This is a genomic window from Rhizobium cerradonense (assembly GCF_030182455.1).
Classification (GTDB): Bacteria; Pseudomonadota; Alphaproteobacteria; order Rhizobiales; family Rhizobiaceae; genus Rhizobium.
On record NZ_JAQJCK010000016.1, the window covers coordinates 14,191 to 32,342 of the forward strand.

Below are 18,152 nucleotides of genomic sequence, written 5' to 3' on the forward strand. Positions count from 1 at the left end.
ACCTGCCAGTCCGCACCCGGCCTAAAATTGGTCGTTCCCTGCCGAAACTATGAAAAAACGGCACAATCCTCGTCGTTCATTTTTGAGGCTCGCCCTTCGATCTCTGCGAATGCCTCTTGGAAAATGATGAGCTTGTGCGCCTGCGCCATTGCGTATTCCGTATAGAAACCGTCCGAAATCCAGATGCGCGAGCGCCCCCGTCGGCCATTCCAGCCTAAGCCGCCGATCGATTCCGCTTCGGCGAACTTCCGGCTGGTATGCGCCCGTGAAAGCGCCAGGAAATCGGCGAGATGCGTGATCGATCTGACATCCGTGAGGTAACCGCCAGGCTGCGATGCGTGTCGGTCGATGCCCGCGACAAGCCGGTCCATCAAATGTCCACCTGCATCGCTCCAGGCGAAGATCCGGTAGAGCGGCCCGGGCATTCGTATCTCAGGGCTCGCCAAGAGGCGATCTCCTATAGCCGGCACGAGGAGAGGAAGCAGCCGTTCGGGCGCGCTGCGAAAGCGGATGCTCCTATCCCCCCCGTCGATACAGTCGAGAGCGGCAAGATGCACCTCGTACCACCCGCCGAGCACCGGCAGTGCTTCGGGTGCAGGCACCACTTCCCCCGCGCGGCTCCCTTCGAGCGCCGGAAGGACCAGACGGTACTTCAGGATTTCGTCGAAAAAGGCATAGGCGGTGTTGCGGCTGGAAATGTTGTGCTGGACGGCGAGATGCCCAATAACCCGCCGCGACACGCCCGGTCCGCCTACTTCTGCGGCGCGAAAATGCCGTGTGAGCGCCGCCTGGGAGAGCAGCCATCGCTGCTGCGAGGCGAACTGCGCCGATGAACGCGGCGCGGCCACGTGGCTTGCGACGAAATTCTGAGCCAGCAACCCGATCGCATCGTCAAAGGCTTCCGCCGCCATCAAACGGTCGATCCCGCTCGCTTCCGGCAGAAGGCGGAAGCGCCGCTCAAGCATGGACGTCATCGCAAGCCACTCGAGCGATATAGAGCCATGACAGACAGATCTGCACTCTCTTCTTTTTATCAGGCACGGTCATTCCCCGGTCACAAGCCGCCACCCTGCGACCCGTTCGACAGATAGCCGGGATGGCGGCGCAACGTCCTGAAGGCAGGCCGGAGGAATTCTGAAATTTTCTGGTTCTTTTCTGAAATTGCCCGCTGGCACCGGCGCGTCATCCCGTCCCCGCATGCGGACCCTACCGGTTGACGGGTCCGCCGCGTGCTCATTATGGTGCGCCGTGTTGCGAAAGGGCGTGGGGGGCACTTGTTCTTATTTTCGGGCTTCGTTCTGGATCCGGACCGTGCCGAATTGCGCGCGCCCGACGGGTCCGTGACCCGGCTGCGCCCAAAAGCCTTCGAACTGCTGAAACTGTTCGTTGCCAACAGCCATCGCGTGCTCGGCAAGCAGGACTTGATGGAGGCCGTCTGGCCCGGCATCCATGTCGGCGAGGACAGCCTTTTCCAGTGCATCCGCGAAATCCGCACCGCGCTCGGTGATAGCGAGCGGCAGATGATCAAGCTGGTCTCCGGCCGAGGCTATCTCTTCGCCCTCGAGGTCACCAACGGACAGGGGCACGAGAAGGCGGCGCCGCAGCTCCGGCAAGCGGGAAACCAGCCGAGCACAAGGCCACGCCGGAGACTTCGCGCCGCGATGCTCGCCAGCCTCGGCGTTCTAGTTGTAGCGCTCCTCATTCTCTTCAGCCGTTCCCTTCTTTTCCAACCATCCCGGCCTGTGCTGGAAGTACTACCGATTACAGATGCCGCCGGTAGTCCCGAGGGTGTCGCGCTCTCCCGCAACATAACCGCCGAGCTGATCGGCGGCCTTTCCAAGATCGAAGGCATCGATCTCGTCGTAAACGAGGGATCGAACACGCGTGCCACCTACAGGGTGCAAGCTGATCTCAGCAAAACTGCACAATCCTGGACCATTCAGGCGCGCCTTATCAATGTCGTCAGCGGTGAGATCCAAACAGTCGCCGAGATATCGGTGAACGCGGGGGAAACAGATCCACAACGTCTCCAGTCCCGCCTTGCGGCGGGCGTCGGCTATGCGCTGGCCGTCCGGATGAACAATCTTGCTCAACCGGACAGTACGCATAGGACAGGCGCGGATATCGCGATCCAGCAGGCCGTCGCGTCGATCAACCAGACGACGCGCGAGCGTTTCGCAACGGCACGGGAGATTCTTGAGAAGTATCGCGCCGCCGATCCTGAAAACGTCGACCTGCGAGTGGCGCTTGTCGGCCTGCATCTGCGCGCTGTGCAAATGGGCTGGTATAGCGCCGCCGAAAGCGCCGCCGCCGAAACCGATGCCCGCGCCTTGCTGGAAGATGCTTTACGGTCGCGACCGCAATCCATACCCGTGCTGGGCGCATACTGCCGCTTCCTGACGGCGACCAACCAGTTCGCCGAAAGTCTTGTCGCCTGCGCGCGCGAGCTGACGCTCAATCCCTGGGACGGCGCGGCGCTCTATCAGATCGGTCTCGCAGAGGTCCAACTCGGCCGCTTCGAGGATGGGCTACGGACATTCACCGAGGCCGACCGCTTCGATACGCCGGCGGTCTCCCGCTGGACCTGGCTGCTCGGGGCTGGCTGGGCGAACCTGCTGCTCGATCGCAACGCAGAAGCAATCGGATTGCTGGAACGCTCGATTGCTATCACTCCTGGCTCCGGCCGCTCCTACATGCTGCTGGCGACTGCCTACCGGCGCCTTGGCCGCAAGAAGGAGGCATGGGAAGCGTTGCTGAAAGGCATGGCGCTACGTCCCGACTTCACCGTCCGCACTCTCCCCTTGTCGAGTCACAACGCGAGCGACACCTACCTCAACGCCACCCAGGCCATTCTGCGAACGCTCGTCGAAATCGGCCTGCCGACCGGCGACCCTCGATAGACGCCAAATACCACTTGGCACTCAAGCCGCTACGGCGGCAACGCTCTGCAAGCGACCCGTGCGTGATCGCATAGGTTCCGACGTTGTTCGGCAGCAGTCGGTTCAAGCACCCCCTGACGCGTAGTGAATCGCGGATGCCTGTTCACGGGCAGTCAAAAATGGACGCAGACAATCGCGGAGAATTTTTCTAGCTCTTGCGCGGAAGAGGTTCCCTCGAACGGCCAGTTCTCGCGATTGCAGGCAAAGTAGCCGCTTCACGGGCGGATAAAGCATGCGGGGGAAACAGGTAGGTCGGGGCTAAATTTGATTTCGAGATATGACGATGCGCGGCGGGCCGCGCTGCTCGCCGGAGCGGCGATCATGCTGTTTTCGGTGGGACCGGTTCTGGCGCAGACCGCCTCGCAGGTGACGCCGCAGACGTTCGAACCACAATTGCAGAAGCAAGCGCGCGGTATCGTGATTCCCGAAGGCGCGGGGCAGACCGCGCCCGCCGGTGCGGAAAAGCTCAACGTTCATATCGGGAGTGTCGTCATCGAGGGCGGTCTGCCGGCGCTGGCGGAAGACGCGGTGAAGCTAAAGGCGGAACTTGCCGGCAAGACGGTCACCGCTGCCGATCTCTTCGCCGCCACGACCCGTTTGCAGACAGCCTATGCCGCAAAAGGTTATCCGTTGGTGCGCGTGCTCCTGCCGGCGCAACGCCTGGTGAACGGCGCGACCTTGCGCATCGCCGTCATCGACGGCTTCCTGGAAAGGATCGACACTTCGCATCTGCCGGACAACATCCGTGAACGCGTCGCAAAGCTGCTGGCGCCCCTGGTAGGTAAGAGAAGCATCACCAATGCCGAGATCGAACGACGCGTGCTGCTGGCCGGCGACCTGCCGGGCGCCGTGCTGCGCTCTACCCTTTCCAGGGGGACGACGGCTGGCGGCAGTGTGCTGACGATCGAGGCCCGTTACAAGCCGGTGCTCTTTTCCCTCAACACGGACAACCGGCAGTCGGACCAGCTCGGCAAATACAATACGGGCATGGGCATCGACTTCAATTCGGTGTTCGGTTTCGGGGAACTCATCTATCTGCGCGCCTCCGGCGCACCGCGCTTCGATGGCGACACCGGCTTCTTCTCAGGAGCGCCGCGCAACCGCATGCTGGCCGGCGGCGTCACCTTGCCGCTCGGCAATGACGGACTGAGCCTCAATCTGGAGGCGACGGCCTCGCGCACCGCGCCGGAAGCCGAGGCCGGCAGCAATGCCTTCCAGTCGGACTTCACCCGCTATTCCGCCAGGCTCAACTACCCGCTGATCCGGTCGCGCAACCTGACGCTCAACCTGACCGGCGCATTCGACGCGCAGGACGAGGAGCTGAGCGCCATCAATCTTGGCGGCGTCGCTCTGTCGAAGGACCGGCTGCGCATCCTGCGGACCGGGGCGGACATTTCTTGGTATGTATTCGGTGATTCGCTGTTCTCGGCCGGGCTGACCGGCTCCTTCGGCATCAATGGCCTGGGCGCGCGCAGCGCTGCGGACGCTGCCGCCAGCGATACGCCGCTGTCGCGGCAGGGTGCCGACGACGATTTCCAGAAGCTCGAACTCACGCTTGGCTATCGCCAGCCGGTCGCCGAACACCTGACCTTCGATCTGGGCGCCACGGCGCAGACCTCCTTTGGCCAACCGCTGCTCAATTCCGAGCAGATCGGGCTTGCCTCGACCACCGGCCTTTCGACGTTCCCGTCCGGCCTGATGCAGGGCGATGACGGCTTCGTCGTCCGGGCCGAGGCGCAGTTTCCGTTCACGATGCCGTTCAGCCTGCCGTTCGCGCTTCCCGCTTTCCCGGCACAGCAGGGCACAGGCTTGCCGGCCGACGGGGCGTCAAGCGGCGCCTTCCTCGTCTCACCCTATCTGTTCGGCGCCTATGGCGGTGTGCTCCTGCACGACCCCACCGCGCTGGAAACAGCCTGGACGCAAGGGGCGTCCTATGGGGCGGGCCTGCGTGTCGGCGCCGCCGAGCAGGCGAGCTTCAATTCCACGACCCTCAGCCTCGAATACGGCCGCACCGAGCGCTTCGGTGATGGTTCGAACGACAATCGCTTCACGCTCTCGGCAGCGTTCCAGTTCTAGGACCATCGCCATGCTGCACGTCAAAGACCGCCGCTCCATCGTCCGTCCCGTCCGCACGAGGACCAGGCTCATCGCCCTTCTTACCTCCACGGCACTGGTCGGGGCCAATCCGGCCTTCACCCAGTCCCTGCCGACGGGCGGAAGCGTCGCGGCGGGCAGTGCGACGATCGGCACGCCATCAAACGGCACGCTGACGATCAACCAGACGAGTGCCAATGCCGTCGTCAACTGGCAGAACTTCAATATCGGCCAGGGCAACGGCGTCACCTTCGTCCAGCCGAATGCTTCCTCGGCCATCCTCAACCGCGTCACCGGCTCGACCACGACGACCATCGCCGGCAGCCTCACCGCCAACGGGCAGGTTTATCTGGTCAACCCCAACGGCATTGCCATCACGCCAACGGGGACCGTCAATACCGGCGCATTCGTCGCCTCAACGCTCGGTATCTCCGACGACGACTTCATGGCCGGCAAGCGGACGTTTACCGGCAACGGCGCATCCAGTTCCGTGGCCAATGCGGGCACGATCACCATCAATCGTGGCGGCTATCTCGCCTTGATCGGCGGCTCGGTTGAGAACTCCGGCGTGATCACTGTGCCGATGGGCAAGGCGGCGCTTGGCTCGGGCGAGCAGGCGACGCTTGATCTGGCCGGTGACGGCTTCCTGCAGGTGGCGATCCCGACAGCGGCCGCGGGGACGAAAGCGCTCGTCTCCAACACTGGCAAGATCTCCGCCAATGGCGGTACGGTGCAGCTTTCGGCCGCCGCCGCCAGGGATATGGCGCGCCAGGCGGTCAATATGTCCGGCACGATCGAAGCCAAGGGTGTTTCCGGCACGAGCGGCGACATCACGCTCACCGGCGGCGACGGCGAGGTGGCTGTCTCCGGTGCGCTCGATGCCAGCAGTGCCGCCGGCACGGGCGGCAAGGTCACCGTCACGGGCCGGTCGGTCAAGTTCGCTTCCGCCAAGGTGAATGCTTCCGGCAAGACCGGCGGCGGCACCGTCTATATCGGCGGCGAGCGCCAGGGCGGCGGCACTTTGAAGCACGCCGACACGCTGACCGTCGACGCCAACACCACCATCAATGCCGATGCGATTACGACCGGCAATGGCGGCAATGTCGTCTTGTGGTCGGATAATCTCACCAGCTTCGCCGGCACCATCACCGCCCGCGGCGGTTCGCTCTCCGGCAATGGCGGCGATGCGGAAGTCTCGGGCAAAGCCAAACTCTCCTATACCGGCTTTACCGATCTTTCCGCCGCCAACGGTTCCTTCGGCGACCTGCTGCTCGATCCGTACAACGTGACGATCTCGACGGCGACGGACAGCAATTCCTCTGGCTTCACGGCTAGCGGCAATGACAGTGTCATCAATGTCAACACACTGACCAATGCGCTTCAGACGGCGAATGTTACGGTATCGACCGGCGGAGCGGGCTCTGCCGGCTCGCAGGTCGGCAACATCACCATCGCAGCACCGCTGGCCTGGAGCGCCAATCTCCTCCAGCTCAATGCCGCTCACTCAATCAACATCGATGCGACCGTCACAGTCGGCGGCACTGGCGCGCTTATGTTGAACACCAATGTCGGAGGGGGTTCGGGCGGCACGGTCGACTTCGGACTGACCGCGACGGGCTTTGCCGGTCGCATCGACTTCACCGGCACGCCGGGCTCGCAAGCGCTCTTTCTCGATGGCGCGCAGCAGACGCTCGTTTATTCAGCCGCGGATCTGCTGAACATCAACACGGCAAACTCGGGCCGTTTCGCCCTCGCCAGTAATCTTGATCTTGCGGCAATGCCCTATACCGATGCGCTGATCCCAACTTTCAGCGGCAGCTTCGATGGCCTCGGCCATACGATCTCTAACCTGACAATCAACAGCACGACCAATAATGCAGCCGTCGGCCTGTTCGGCACGGTCACGGGCGGCACGATCCGCAATATCGGCCTTGTAGGCGGTACCGTCAGCGGTGTAGGCACCGCGCCCCAATACCCTAATCCCGTGGCGACGGATGGCGCGCTGGTCGGTCTTCTGACGACGGTCAGCAATGGTACGCAAGCCTCGGTCGTCAATTCGTTTGCCTCGACCAATGTGAGCGGTGGAACGAGCGCCAACGTCGGCGGCCTTGTCGGCGCGACATCGAGCAATGGCGCTCCGGTTACGATCGCCAATTCCTACGCGACGGGCACGGTGGCGGTGGGATCGCAGGGCCTCGCCGGCGGTCTCGTCGGACAGAACTATGCCAAAGCGGGTTCCGCCACGATCACTGGCTCCTACGCGACAGGCAGGGTGACGACGGGAAGCCTCGGTTCCGCCGGTGGCCTCGCGGGCTATAATTATGCCAACTCCGATACCGCTGCGATCACCGGTTCCTACGCGACCGGGACCGTCACCGGTGACGCGAACGCCACGCTCGGCGGCCTGGTGGGTCAGAACTTCGCCTACATAAACATGACAGCTTCCATTGCCTCGTCTTACGCGACCGGAACCGTCGGCTCGACGGCGGGACTAATAGCAGCCGGTGGCCTGGTCGGAGTGAACAGCGCTTCGACCGACGCCTCCGCACTGATCGACAACGCGTTCGCGACCGGTGCGGTCTACGGCGGCAGCGCGGCGGGCGGCCTGGTCGGACAAAATTACGCGTTCACGTCCGCTAACGCTTCAATCACCAATGCCTACGCGACCGGTGCAGTGTCCAGCGTGGCATACGGCCAGGCCGGCGGCCTTGTCGGAATGCTTCAGACCTACGGCGGGACCGCAAGCATCAGCAATGCCTATGCGACGGGCTCGGTCACGGCACCGACCCAATATTTTCAGACCTATGCGGGCGGGTTGATCGGCTGGACCTATCCGCAGAACGGTGGCACGATCTCGGTCAGCAACGCCTATTGGGACACGTCGACGAGTGGCATCGCCGGCAACGGCATCGGCAATGATGGCGCCGGCCAGCAAGGGAATGTAAGCGGGCTTGCTACGTCGGGTCTCCAGACGGCGGGCCTCAACCTCGGCTCCGCCTTCGCCGGCGGCACGAATGGCCTGTATCCCTATCTCACCAGTATCTTCCAGAACGGAATTCAGGCGATCTCTGGCACCGCCTATATCGACAACCAGGTGACACCCGCCGCCTCCGGCCTGAACGGCGCGGTCACCGTGACCGGTCTTGCCAACGGCAGTCGCTTTGGGTCGGCCTCAACAGGCGCCAATGGGTACTATTACATCTTTGGTGCTGCGGGTACCTTTGCGCCCGGCAATGCGCTCATCGCCTATACGACTGCCAACCCCGGAACCGGCGCGACCAACTCTGCGGCCTTCGCCACCGCATCCAACCAGCCCGCTCAAACCGGGTTCAATCTCCTCGGCAACACGCTGTCGGGCTCGACGGTTTCGACGCTTTATTCAACCGCTGGCATCACGAAAGACGCCGCCTTAGCCGCAAGCGGTAATGATGCAGGCGCCACCGCCGCCATCAACGGTACGTCCAACCTTCTGATCAACGCGCTTGGCGCCAGTTTCACGATCGATCAGGCAGTGACGGTAGGCGGGCTGACCGTGTCGACAGCGAGCGGATCGCCATTGACGGTCGCCAGCCCGCTCACGCTGACGGCAGGTAGCAGTCTCCGCCTGCTCTCAGGCGGCGCGCTCACGATCAATGCTCCGATCACGGTCAAGGGCGCGGGCTCCGTCGCGCTTGCCTACGACAGCTCGTCGGCCAGCAATCTCTCGTTCGGTCTGACCGGCTCCGGCTTCACCGGGAACCTCACCTATCTGAACGCCGATGGCACACTCGCCACATCGAACCAGGGCGGCTCGCTCACCGTCAATGGCGCGGTCTATTCGCTTCTCTACTCGATGGCGGATGTGGCCAACATCACCTCGGTCGGTCTGGCCGGGCAATATGCACTCGCCAACAGTCTCGATGCGTCGGGCGCCACATATACAGATGCGCTGATTGGTCCAAACAACCTCAACTATTTCACCGGCGCGTTCGAGGGCCTTGGCCATACGATCAACAATCTGACGATCTCCAAGAGTGCTGACGGCGCAGGGCTATTCGGTTACAGCAGCGGCCTCATTCAGGACATCGGATTGGTCAACGTCTCGGTCGCCAATACGAATCCCTTTGGACGTTACGTCGGCGGCCTTGTCGGATACCAGTCCGGCAACACCATCAACAACGCCTATGTCACCGGCTGGGTGAGTGGCGGCAGCAACGCCGGCGGTCTCGTCGGTTATCTGAACGGGGGCGCGATCAACAGCGCCTATTCCTCCGCCGCTGTCAGCGGGACCGCAAATGTGGGCGGCCTCGCCGGATTTGTGAACGGCGGTGCCGTCTATAAAGCTTACGCGACGGGCACTGTTGTCGACACGGGCAACAGCGCCGGCGGCCTTATCGGTGGGACCGACTCGTCCTCTCATGGAGTCACGATCACCAACGTCTACGCCACGGGCGCCGTCATTGGCGGCAATAGCGTCGGCGGACTCATCGGGTTCTTATATGGGACGCTGCGCAATGCCTATTCGACCGGCGCGGTCAGCGGCGGCACCGCCGGCGGCCTTGTCGGATATGCCTATGGCGGCTCGATAGCCAATACCTATTGGGACACACAAACGAGCGGGACGACCACGGGTATCGCAAACGATTCCGCTGGGGTATCGGGCAATGTGACCGGCCTCACGACGGCGCAATTGCAGGATGGTTCCTCGAGCACCGGGCTTGGCTCGTCATTCACCGTCTCGCCCGGCCTTTACGCATATCTCACCCCGTTCTATGCCAACGGCGTCCAGGCTATCTCCGGCATCGCCTACCAGAACAGCGGCACGACCGCGCTCGCCTCGGGGGCGGGCGGTGCGGGCCTCGTCAATGTGCGCGTCGGAAATGGCGCGGTGCAGACAGTAACGACGGGGGCGAACGGCTATTACTATGCAATCGTCGCCAATGGCACGATCGATACGACCAACGGCACCGACGTGCTGGCCTATACGACCGCTAACGCGATAACGGGTGCGGCCGATGGGGCAACGTTCCGCACGGCGCTTGGTACCGTCAACAATGTCGATGTTTCGGGCGGCTGGCGACGTGACACGACCGCCCTCGGTACGCTGTCGGCGCTTGACGCAGCCTATGCCAACGCGACTGCCGGCACGACGGCATCTGGCCTCGCATTCGCCAATCGCTCCATCTTTGCGGTGAACGATTTCGCCGTCGATACGGCACTTTCGGTCAGCGGCACGGTCAACCTGTCGAGCCCCGGGAATGTCACTCAAACCGCCGCCATTTCCGCCAATACGTTGATGCTGCAGGGGGCAGGCAACACGTTCACGCTCACGAACAGCGGCAATCAGTTCAGCCAATTCGCCGCATCCGGCGGAGCTATCGACATCTACGACGCCAGCTCTTTGACGGTTGCGGCGAACGTCAGTGATGCCTGCAACTGCCTCGTCACAGGTGTGACCGGCGATCAGATCAAGATCGCGACGGCGGGCGACCTGACGATCGCATCTGGCGCCGCGATTTCCGGCAGCTCCCCTACGCTCGTGGCCGGTGGTGCCTTCATCAACAATGCCGGATCAAGTGCGGTCGCAGCCACATCCGGCCGCTGGCTGATCTATTCCGCCAACCCGACTGGCGACACGTTCGATGGGCTTGACAGCGGCAACACGGCCGTTTGGAATACAGCGGCTGGTGACGCGGTGTCGGCGACAGGTAATCGCTACGTCTTTGACTATCACCCGACCTTGACCGTGGCAGCTGTCGATTCAAGCAAGACGTATGGCGACGTCGCGACGCTGCCGAATGCCACGATCACCGGCCTGGATGCGGGCGTAACCGGGGCCTATCTTGGCGATACACTTTCAGATGTCGTCTCGGGATCGGCCAGCGTTACCTCGGCCGGCGTGGCATCGTCAGCGAGCGTCGGGACCTTTGATATCATCGCCGCGCAGGGCTCGCTCGCGTCGAGCGGCTATGGCTTCAACTTTGTCAACGGTAGCCTCAGCGTTAACCAGCGCGCGATCACGGTCACGGCGGATGGCATTTCCAGGACCTATGGCGATGCCAATCCGGCGCTGACCTATACCGTCGGTGGGGCGGGCCTCGTCAATAACGACACGCTCGCCGGGTCGCTTTCGACCTCGGCAGGGCAGTATTCGAATGTGGGCAGCTACGGGATCACCATCGGTAGCCTCGGCAATGCCAATTACGCGATTACCTATAATGCCGCCAATCTGACGATCACCCCGCGTGCGCTGACGGTGACGGCCGATGCGCTGTCGAAAGCCTATGGTGACACTAGTCCGACGCTGACCTATTCGGCGACGGGCCTTGTCAACAACGACGCGCTCTCCGGATCGCTTTCGACCACTGCAGGGCAATATTCCAATGTCGGCGCCTATGCGATCACACAAGGATCGCTGGTCAATGCCAACTACGCCATCAGCTATACAGGTGCCAACCTCACCGTGAATGCGCGTGCGCTGACGGTGACGGCAGATGCGGTGTCGAAGACCTACGGCGATGCCAACCCGGCGCTGACCTATACGGCGACAGGCCTTGTCAACAACGACACGCTCTCGGGATCGTTGTCGACTTCAGCGGGGCAGTATTCGAATGTGGGTGCTTATGCGATCGCCCAGGGGACGCTCGCGGCTTCCAGCAACTACGCCCTGACCTATGCCGGCGCCAACTTGAGCGTCAACCAACGGGCGCTGACGGTGACGGCGGATGCGCAGTCGAAGACCTACGGCGATGCAAACCCGACGCTGAGCTACACGGCGACGGGCCTCGTCAACAACGACACGCTCTCCGGATCGCTTTCGACCATGGCGGGGCAATATGCCAATGTCGGCGCCTACGCGATCACGCAAGGGTCGCTGGCAAACGCCAACTACGCCATCAGCTACACGGGCGCAGACCTCACCGTCAACCAACGCGCCATCACGGTCGCCGCCGATTCTCTCAGCCGCCGCTATGGCCTCGCCAATCCGGCGCTCACCTACACGGTCGGGGGTGCGAGCCTGGTCAACGGCGACAGGCTTTCAGGAAGACTCGCTACCTTGGCGACGAGCCTCAGTGCGCCGGGCGCCTATGCGATCACCCAAGGGATGTTGGCCGCGTCCGCCAACTACAGTATGACCTTCCTTCCCGGTGTGTTGACAGTGGAGCAGGCAGCCAACCCTGAACCCGGCACGACGGCGAGTTCCGTCACGATGGCCTTCGATGTGGGCCGCTTCGCACCGCTCCCCCCGGCGCAATCCGACAACACCGAAACTGCCGATGGCAGCCACGTTCTGTTCGCTGACCCGCGCTTGGACGGAACGGTCATCTGCCTTGACAATAGTAGCTGTATCTCGGTTCCGGCGGGGACAAGACATTAACCCTGCCGACCTTCGCAGGCCGCCGATCCCGGACCATTGGCGGCCCCAAACCGTGCTCAAAGGCGATTTGCCTCTAAACCATAGGGCTTGTTAGAATGACTTCATTCCGTTTTCTTTTGCTGAAACGTTCGTGCCTGACGGCGGCGCTCGTTCTCGTCGCCGGTACCGCGATTGCAGCGCCCCTCCCGGGCGGGGCCAGCTCGCTCGTCGAGACCTACGATGATTGGGGCGTCGTGTGCCAGATGCAGGCCAATGCTCCGTCCTGCCTCGTCAGACAGGTCCAAACCAACAACCAGACCAAGCAGACCGTCCTGGCGGTCGAGATCGGCAAGGCCCCCGACGGCAAGTTCCGGGGCACACTGGTGCTGCCGCTCGGGCTGGCGCTGCCCCAGGGCGCTCAGTTGAAGATCGACGATGCCGCGCTCGGCAATATTCTGCCGTTCTCGACCTGCCTGCCGCAAGGCTGCCTCGTACCGCTGACCTTCGAGGCAGACACGATTGCAAAGCTCAGGGCCGGCAAGGCCCTCAACGTCACCGTCTCCGCCGCCAGCCCGGCCCAACCGCTGGCGCTGGCCGTCTCCCTGAAGGGCCTTGCCGGCGCACTCAATCGCATCGCGGACCTCACCAAGTAAAACCTCCCGCTCTCCGGCGGGAAACGACTTTCCAAGCGTACGGAAACCCAGAGGCACAAGAGGTCCGTTACCCGTGCCGGCCATAGCCTCTGGGACATTGCCACGGACCTCGGCGTGGGGGCGCCGGGCCGGCAGGGATCGATTAAGCTTTCGTTGTGTTTCAGCTACTTGAGTGCTGATTGGAAGCAACGGAAAGTGTAGTCCTTGGTTCGAAGCCCATCAAGGCGAGTCATATAGCGATTGGCGTTCTACACCACCGAGAGCGTCTTCATATGGCGATGGGAGGTGGTCTATCGGGAATGAAACTAGCCGAACTACGAGGGATCGGTTTGACAAACTTTGCCAAATTCAGCTAGCCTACTCGCATTATGGAGGCTCGAATGGCTACGATGAACGTATCTCTTCCCGACTCAATGAAAGATTGGGTCGAGGCGCAAGCAAAGACCGGGCGATATTCCAATGCTAGTGACTATGTACGCGACTTGATTCGCAGGGATCAAGTTCGCAGTGATAAGATTGCCGCCATGCAACGTTTTGTTGATGACGGCCTCAAGAGCGGTGTTGGTAACCGGTCGAAGGACGAACTCTTTGCTACGGCAGTCGCGCGCGTGGACACTATGCGCGGCAGCAGATAATGCATTTTAGCCTTTCAGTTGAGGCGGAAGAGGACATCATTGCGATCGCCGAACAAGGTGTAAGCATGTTCGGACCCACACAGGCGAGGCGATATCATGACGATCTGTTCGCTGTGCTTGACCTCATTGCCGCCAACCCGCGAATGGCACGTGAGCGGGAAGAGATTTCGCCACCCGTTAGAGTTCATCCGTTCAAGGCCCATCTTATTGTCTACCGGATCGAGGAAAACGGAGTAATTTTCGTGATCCGAATACGCCATGGACATGAAGACTGGGCCGGCGATCCTGTCTAGGACTCACAATGGATAAACAAGCATGGTTGTGTGAGAGGCATTGAGGCGCGGCTGTAGCGCATGTCACATCATCTGATATCCCTTACACTTCTGTTGCGGGGCCTACAGCTCGAATCCCATCAAGAGCGGCGTATCCCTTCTTGCCCTTCTGCTCGAAGTCGGAGCGGGATTTGTCGCGACCAGCGTATTTGACGATGCGAACTGTCTTTCCCTCCGCTCGCCCGTCAGATCATAAATCGAGCTGGCTTCAAGCGGCGCGAAAATGTCGTCTGCAGCGACATTCGGGGACGCGACTGCGGTTTCGAAACGCCGGCGCCCCGTCGCGATTCAGAGTGCTGTTCGCAGAGCAGGCGCGGAGCTCCTCCGAGCATGCATGTTGCCTCAACAATACTCATCACCACACAAATTGAGGAAACCCCCTTAAATGCCAAGCGACATGAGCTGAAGCGATCATTTTTCGCATAGTCGACGCCCGCCGGCATAGGGCTGGTAGGTGCAGTCGGACGGTCGGAAGGAGCGGTAGCTGCGTGAGCAGGCGGTGACGTTGCAGGACTGCGGTGCGCCTTGGCCATCGATCACTGCTTCTGGCGACCGAGCTCCATTCGGCGCAGGTTCGGCCATCGCCTCCCGCATAAAGTCCCGCCAAATATGCGCTGGCAAGGCACCGCCTGTGACGCCATTCATTGGCGTATCGTCATCATTGCCCACCCATACGCCGGCGACGAGCGGTTCCGTGAAGCCGACGAACCAGGCATCGCGATTGTTCTGGCTGGTGCCGGTCTTGCCGGCCGCAAACGTGCCGGGATCCGCTCCACGTCCGGTGCCGCGCTCGACCACCAACTGCAGAAGCCCGAGGAGATCGGACTGGTAGGTCGAAAGATCGACGTTCGGCCTTGTTTGCGAGCCAACTCGAAACGCAGTCGCCTGCCCCGCCGCCTGAAAATTGATGATGCCCCAGGGCTCAACCGGTGCCTTGCCGAGTTGGACGGACGCGTAAGCGCTGGTGAGCTCAAGCAAGTTGACTTCGGATGTACCAAGCGCCAGAGACGGCGTATTGGCAAGCGGCGCTTTGATGCCGAGCTCTCGGGCGGCGGCAATCACTTTGTCGATCCCGACCTCTTGAGCAAGCGCCACGCTGGCCGCATTCAGCGATCGGGCGAAGGCTTCGGCAAGTGTTACCCAGCCGCGATAGTTGCCGCCGTAATTTTCCGGCGACCAGCCATTGATGTCGATTGGCGCATCGAGAATGCGGTCGGACAAGGTAAGCCCCGCCTTCAGGGCTGCGTAATAGACGAACAGCTTGAAGGTGGAGCCCGGCTGCCGCATCGCGGTGACGGCGCGGTTGAACTGGCTTGCCTTGTAGTCACGCCCGCCGACCATGGCAACGACCGCGCCGTCCGGCGTCATCGCTACCAATGCGGCCTGCGATGCTCCGACCTCCTTTCCTTCACCATCGAGTGCTCTTTTGACCACCCTTTCGGCGGTCTGCTGGAGCTGTGGCACCAAAGTGGTGCGCACCGTCGTCGAGCCCGGCGAGGAGCCGGCGATTTCGCTTGCCTGCGGCGAAATCCAGTCTGCAAACCAGCTTCCGGAGCGCGGTGTCGGCGTTGTCGGGTGCAGCTTGGCGAAGCTTGCTTTGGCTTCTTCAGCCTCCGGCGCGGTGATCTTGCCATTGGCCACCATCGCGTCGAGAACAACGGAAGTGCGTTGTCGGGCGCCGTCGAAATTGTCGATCGGATTCCATTGGCTCGGCGCCCGCAGCAATCCCGCCAGCATCGCCGATTCCGGCAGATTGAGTGCACCGATATCCTTGTCGAAGTAGATCCGCGCAGCGGCAGGCATGCCGGTGGCGCCGGCACCGAGATAGACGCTGTTGAGATAGCGTGTCAGGATTTCCTGCTTGCCGAGTTTCCACTCCAGCCACAGGGCGATGACGACCTCCTGTATCTTTCGTTTTATTGTTCGATCGCTCTCAAGATATTGCAGCTTGATGAGCTGCTGGGTGATCGTGCTGCCGCCCTCTACCACCGAGCCGGCTTGGATGTTCCGCAGGAGCGCCCTTCCGATCCCTTTGAGGTCGATGCCGAAATGATCCATGAACCGCCGATCCTCAATCGAAAGGACGGCATCGATCAGCCTCGGCGGAAATTGGTCGTATCGAGCATATGGTCCTTGATAAGGTCCCTGTCTTACCAATGGCGCGCCGTCAGCGGTTTCCAGCACGACGACGGGCTTCAACGTCCCGTCCCGGATCTCGCCCCAGGGCACGTCTTTGAGTGCCCACACCAATACGCTTCCTGCAAGGATGAGGCAGGCAAGCAAGGCTAGTCCTATGGTGATTTTCCAACGGCCGGGAGTAAACGAAGCGCTTCGGCGATAGTGCAGCGTCTTTGCAAGCAGACTGCGAATAACGCCTCCTGCTTTGACGAAAGCTGTTGCGGACCATTTGCCAAAGCTGTGTGTAGTTGATGTGGTTTCGGGTCGGATTGATGCCTTGAGTTTCGTCTTCAAATAGCGGGCGGCTGTCTTGGCCTTGGCCCCCGCCGAAATGGAACTCGTCCGCAAATCGTGACCGACTCCACGCAATAAATTTCGCGTTGCCTCTCTGCTTCGGCCAAAAGATCCGGCAGGCGGTCGCGCGCGCTCAGCTTCGATGGACGAGCTGGAACCTTCTGATGGCTCCGAGGGGGATGTCTCTGCCTCAGCCTTATTGGCGGCGAACTCCGAGTTTGCGGGGTGGTTAGCACCTGCGCTTGAGTCGCCGGCGTTTTCGGCTGAGGAACTGGGAGGACTCTGCATTGGTTACCGCTAGTAGGCTCTTCTTCCCGAGGGTACCAAGTTTATAACGTGGATTGCTCGATGATCCATCGTAAAGCGGTTCGCGTGCATTTATTTTTTTCGCATGCCGAAATCACCCCGGTCGCGATGCGGGTGCTTGGACGGCAGCCGATAACGGGGACGTGGCCCATCTGCAGGACGCGATGTTCTGGAACGGCAGATTGGATAGATGCGCTGGCGAGGCGGCTGAATCAGGAATCGCAAGGCGATGCACTTTGGATATTCGCCTACGGCTCGCTAATCTGGAAGCCTGATTTCGATGCCGCGCAGTAGCGGAAGCAGTTGATTGCCCTGGCGTTTGATCTCGGACAGGTACGGCGTGTCGGAGAGCACGAAATGCGTGATGCCGAGATCCTGATACTTGCGTAGCGAACGGGCAACGTCCGTGGCCGATCCGACCAGCCAGGTGGTGCCGGCGCCGCCGCCACCGAACTTGCCCGGCGCGGTATAGAGGTTGTCGTCAAGGACATTGCCGCGCGCGTGCAGATCGAGCAGCCGCTTCTGGCCAACCGCCACGGCCTGCCGGTGATCGTTCCAGCCGGCGCCCTTGTTCTTTACCATCTCGGAGACCTTCGCCTCGGCATCGGCCCAGGCCTGTTCCGTGGTGTCGCGAACCAGCGTGGTGATCCGCAACCCGAACTCCAGCGGCGGCAGGTCGCGACCCAGTTCATTGCTCAGCGCCCTCAGCCGCTCGATCCGCTCCCGGACGCCGTCGAGGGGTTCGCCCCAGAAAAGCTGGACATCGGCCTCGGTGGCGGACACTCGCTCGGCCGCCTCGGAGGCGCCGCCGAAATAGAGCTTGGGATGCCGGCGCTCGCCGCGGACCTCGATGCGCGGCATCGCCGTCGATCCGGTGACCCGGAAGTGCTCGCCGGCATAGGTAACATTCTCTTCCGCCCACAATCTGCGAACCAGCCGCATGAACTCCTTGGTGCGGTCATAACGATGCGCCTGGTCGCCTTCGCTGTCGCCATAGGCGGCAAGGTCGTCCTGGCCCGACACGATGTTGACGCGCACGCGCCCGCCGGACAGATGGTCGAGTGTGGCGGCAGCGGTCGCGAAGTTTGCCGGCCGCCAATAGCCGGGGCGGATCGCGATAAGTGGCTCGAAGGTGGTGGTGCGCGCGGCAAGCGAGGTCGCCACCGTAAAGGTGTCGGGTCTGCCCCAGCCGGTGCCGATGAGCGCGCCCTTCCAGCCGTGCTCCTCCAGCGCCTTTGCGTGGGCGGTCAGTGTCTCCAGGCTGTTATGGTTCTCGACGCTGGAATCGCCGCGATGGCCGGCTTTGACGTCGTTCGGGATATACCAAAGAAATTCGGACGGTTTGCTCATGCTGTCTGCCTGCTGATCTCTATGAGATTTGGACG

9 protein-coding genes and 1 pseudogene are annotated in these 18,152 nt (G+C 62.0%); 7 read left to right on the plus strand and 3 right to left on the minus strand.

Annotated features, from left to right (window positions below; genetic code table 11):
- Positions 1 to 47 precede the first annotated feature (47 nt).
- Positions 48 to 911 carry a hypothetical protein gene (locus PH547_RS26515; protein ID WP_285169858.1) on the minus strand — a complete coding sequence of 288 codons (864 nt, stop codon included), beginning with the start codon at positions 909 to 911 and terminating at the stop codon, positions 48 to 50.
- A gap of 363 nt (positions 912 to 1,274) precedes the next feature.
- On the opposite strand from PH547_RS26515, the gene PH547_RS26520 reads away from it, so the two are divergent.
- The 6 genes from PH547_RS26520 to PH547_RS26545 all read left to right on the plus strand — a co-directional run bounded on the left by PH547_RS26520 (position 1,275) and on the right by PH547_RS26545 (position 13,950).
- Positions 1,275 to 2,900: a winged helix-turn-helix domain-containing protein gene (locus tag PH547_RS26520; RefSeq protein WP_285169859.1), complete on the plus strand. Its 1,626-nt coding sequence runs from the start codon at positions 1,275 to 1,277 to the stop codon at positions 2,898 to 2,900.
- Between the two features lie 303 nt (positions 2,901 to 3,203).
- Entirely contained in the window at positions 3,204 to 5,015 is a 1,812-nt protein-coding gene (locus tag PH547_RS26525) for a ShlB/FhaC/HecB family hemolysin secretion/activation protein (RefSeq protein ID WP_285169860.1), read from the plus strand.
- 10 nt (positions 5,016 to 5,025) lie between these two features.
- Positions 5,026 to 12,390, plus strand: coding sequence for an MBG domain-containing protein (locus PH547_RS26530; RefSeq protein WP_285169861.1), 7,365 nt, complete (start codon positions 5,026 to 5,028; stop codon positions 12,388 to 12,390).
- 95 nt (positions 12,391 to 12,485) lie between these two features.
- Positions 12,486 to 13,022 carry an invasion associated locus B family protein gene (locus PH547_RS26535; protein ID WP_260304518.1) on the plus strand — a complete coding sequence of 179 codons (537 nt, stop codon included), beginning with the start codon at positions 12,486 to 12,488 and terminating at the stop codon, positions 13,020 to 13,022.
- Positions 13,023 to 13,402: 380 nt separating this feature from the next.
- On the plus strand, positions 13,403 to 13,657 hold the full coding sequence (locus PH547_RS26540) for a type II toxin-antitoxin system ParD family antitoxin (protein WP_285169862.1): 255 nt from the start codon (positions 13,403 to 13,405) through the stop codon (positions 13,655 to 13,657).
- Positions 13,657 to 13,950, plus strand: coding sequence for a type II toxin-antitoxin system RelE/ParE family toxin (locus tag PH547_RS26545; protein WP_285169863.1), 294 nt, complete (start codon positions 13,657 to 13,659; stop codon positions 13,948 to 13,950). Before PH547_RS26540 ends, PH547_RS26545 begins: the two co-directional genes overlap by 1 nt.
- A 450-nt stretch (positions 13,951 to 14,400) precedes the next feature.
- On the opposite strand, the gene PH547_RS26550 is transcribed toward PH547_RS26545, so the two are convergent.
- Positions 14,401 to 16,749, minus strand: a complete 2,349-nt coding sequence (locus tag PH547_RS26550) for a PBP1A family penicillin-binding protein (RefSeq protein WP_285169864.1) — start codon at positions 16,747 to 16,749, stop codon at positions 14,401 to 14,403.
- 204 nt (positions 16,750 to 16,953) lie between these two features.
- Between PH547_RS26550 and PH547_RS26555 the strand changes: the two are divergent.
- Positions 16,954 to 17,058: pseudogene (locus PH547_RS26555) on the plus strand (gamma-glutamylcyclotransferase); the annotation flags it as partial.
- Here PH547_RS26555 and PH547_RS26560 read toward each other — a convergent pair.
- Entirely contained in the window at positions 17,026 to 18,117 is a 1,092-nt protein-coding gene (locus tag PH547_RS26560) for an LLM class flavin-dependent oxidoreductase (RefSeq protein ID WP_285169865.1), read from the minus strand. The pseudogene PH547_RS26555 and the gene PH547_RS26560 sit on opposite strands and share 33 nt — an antisense overlap.
- Positions 18,118 to 18,152 lie beyond the last annotated feature (35 nt).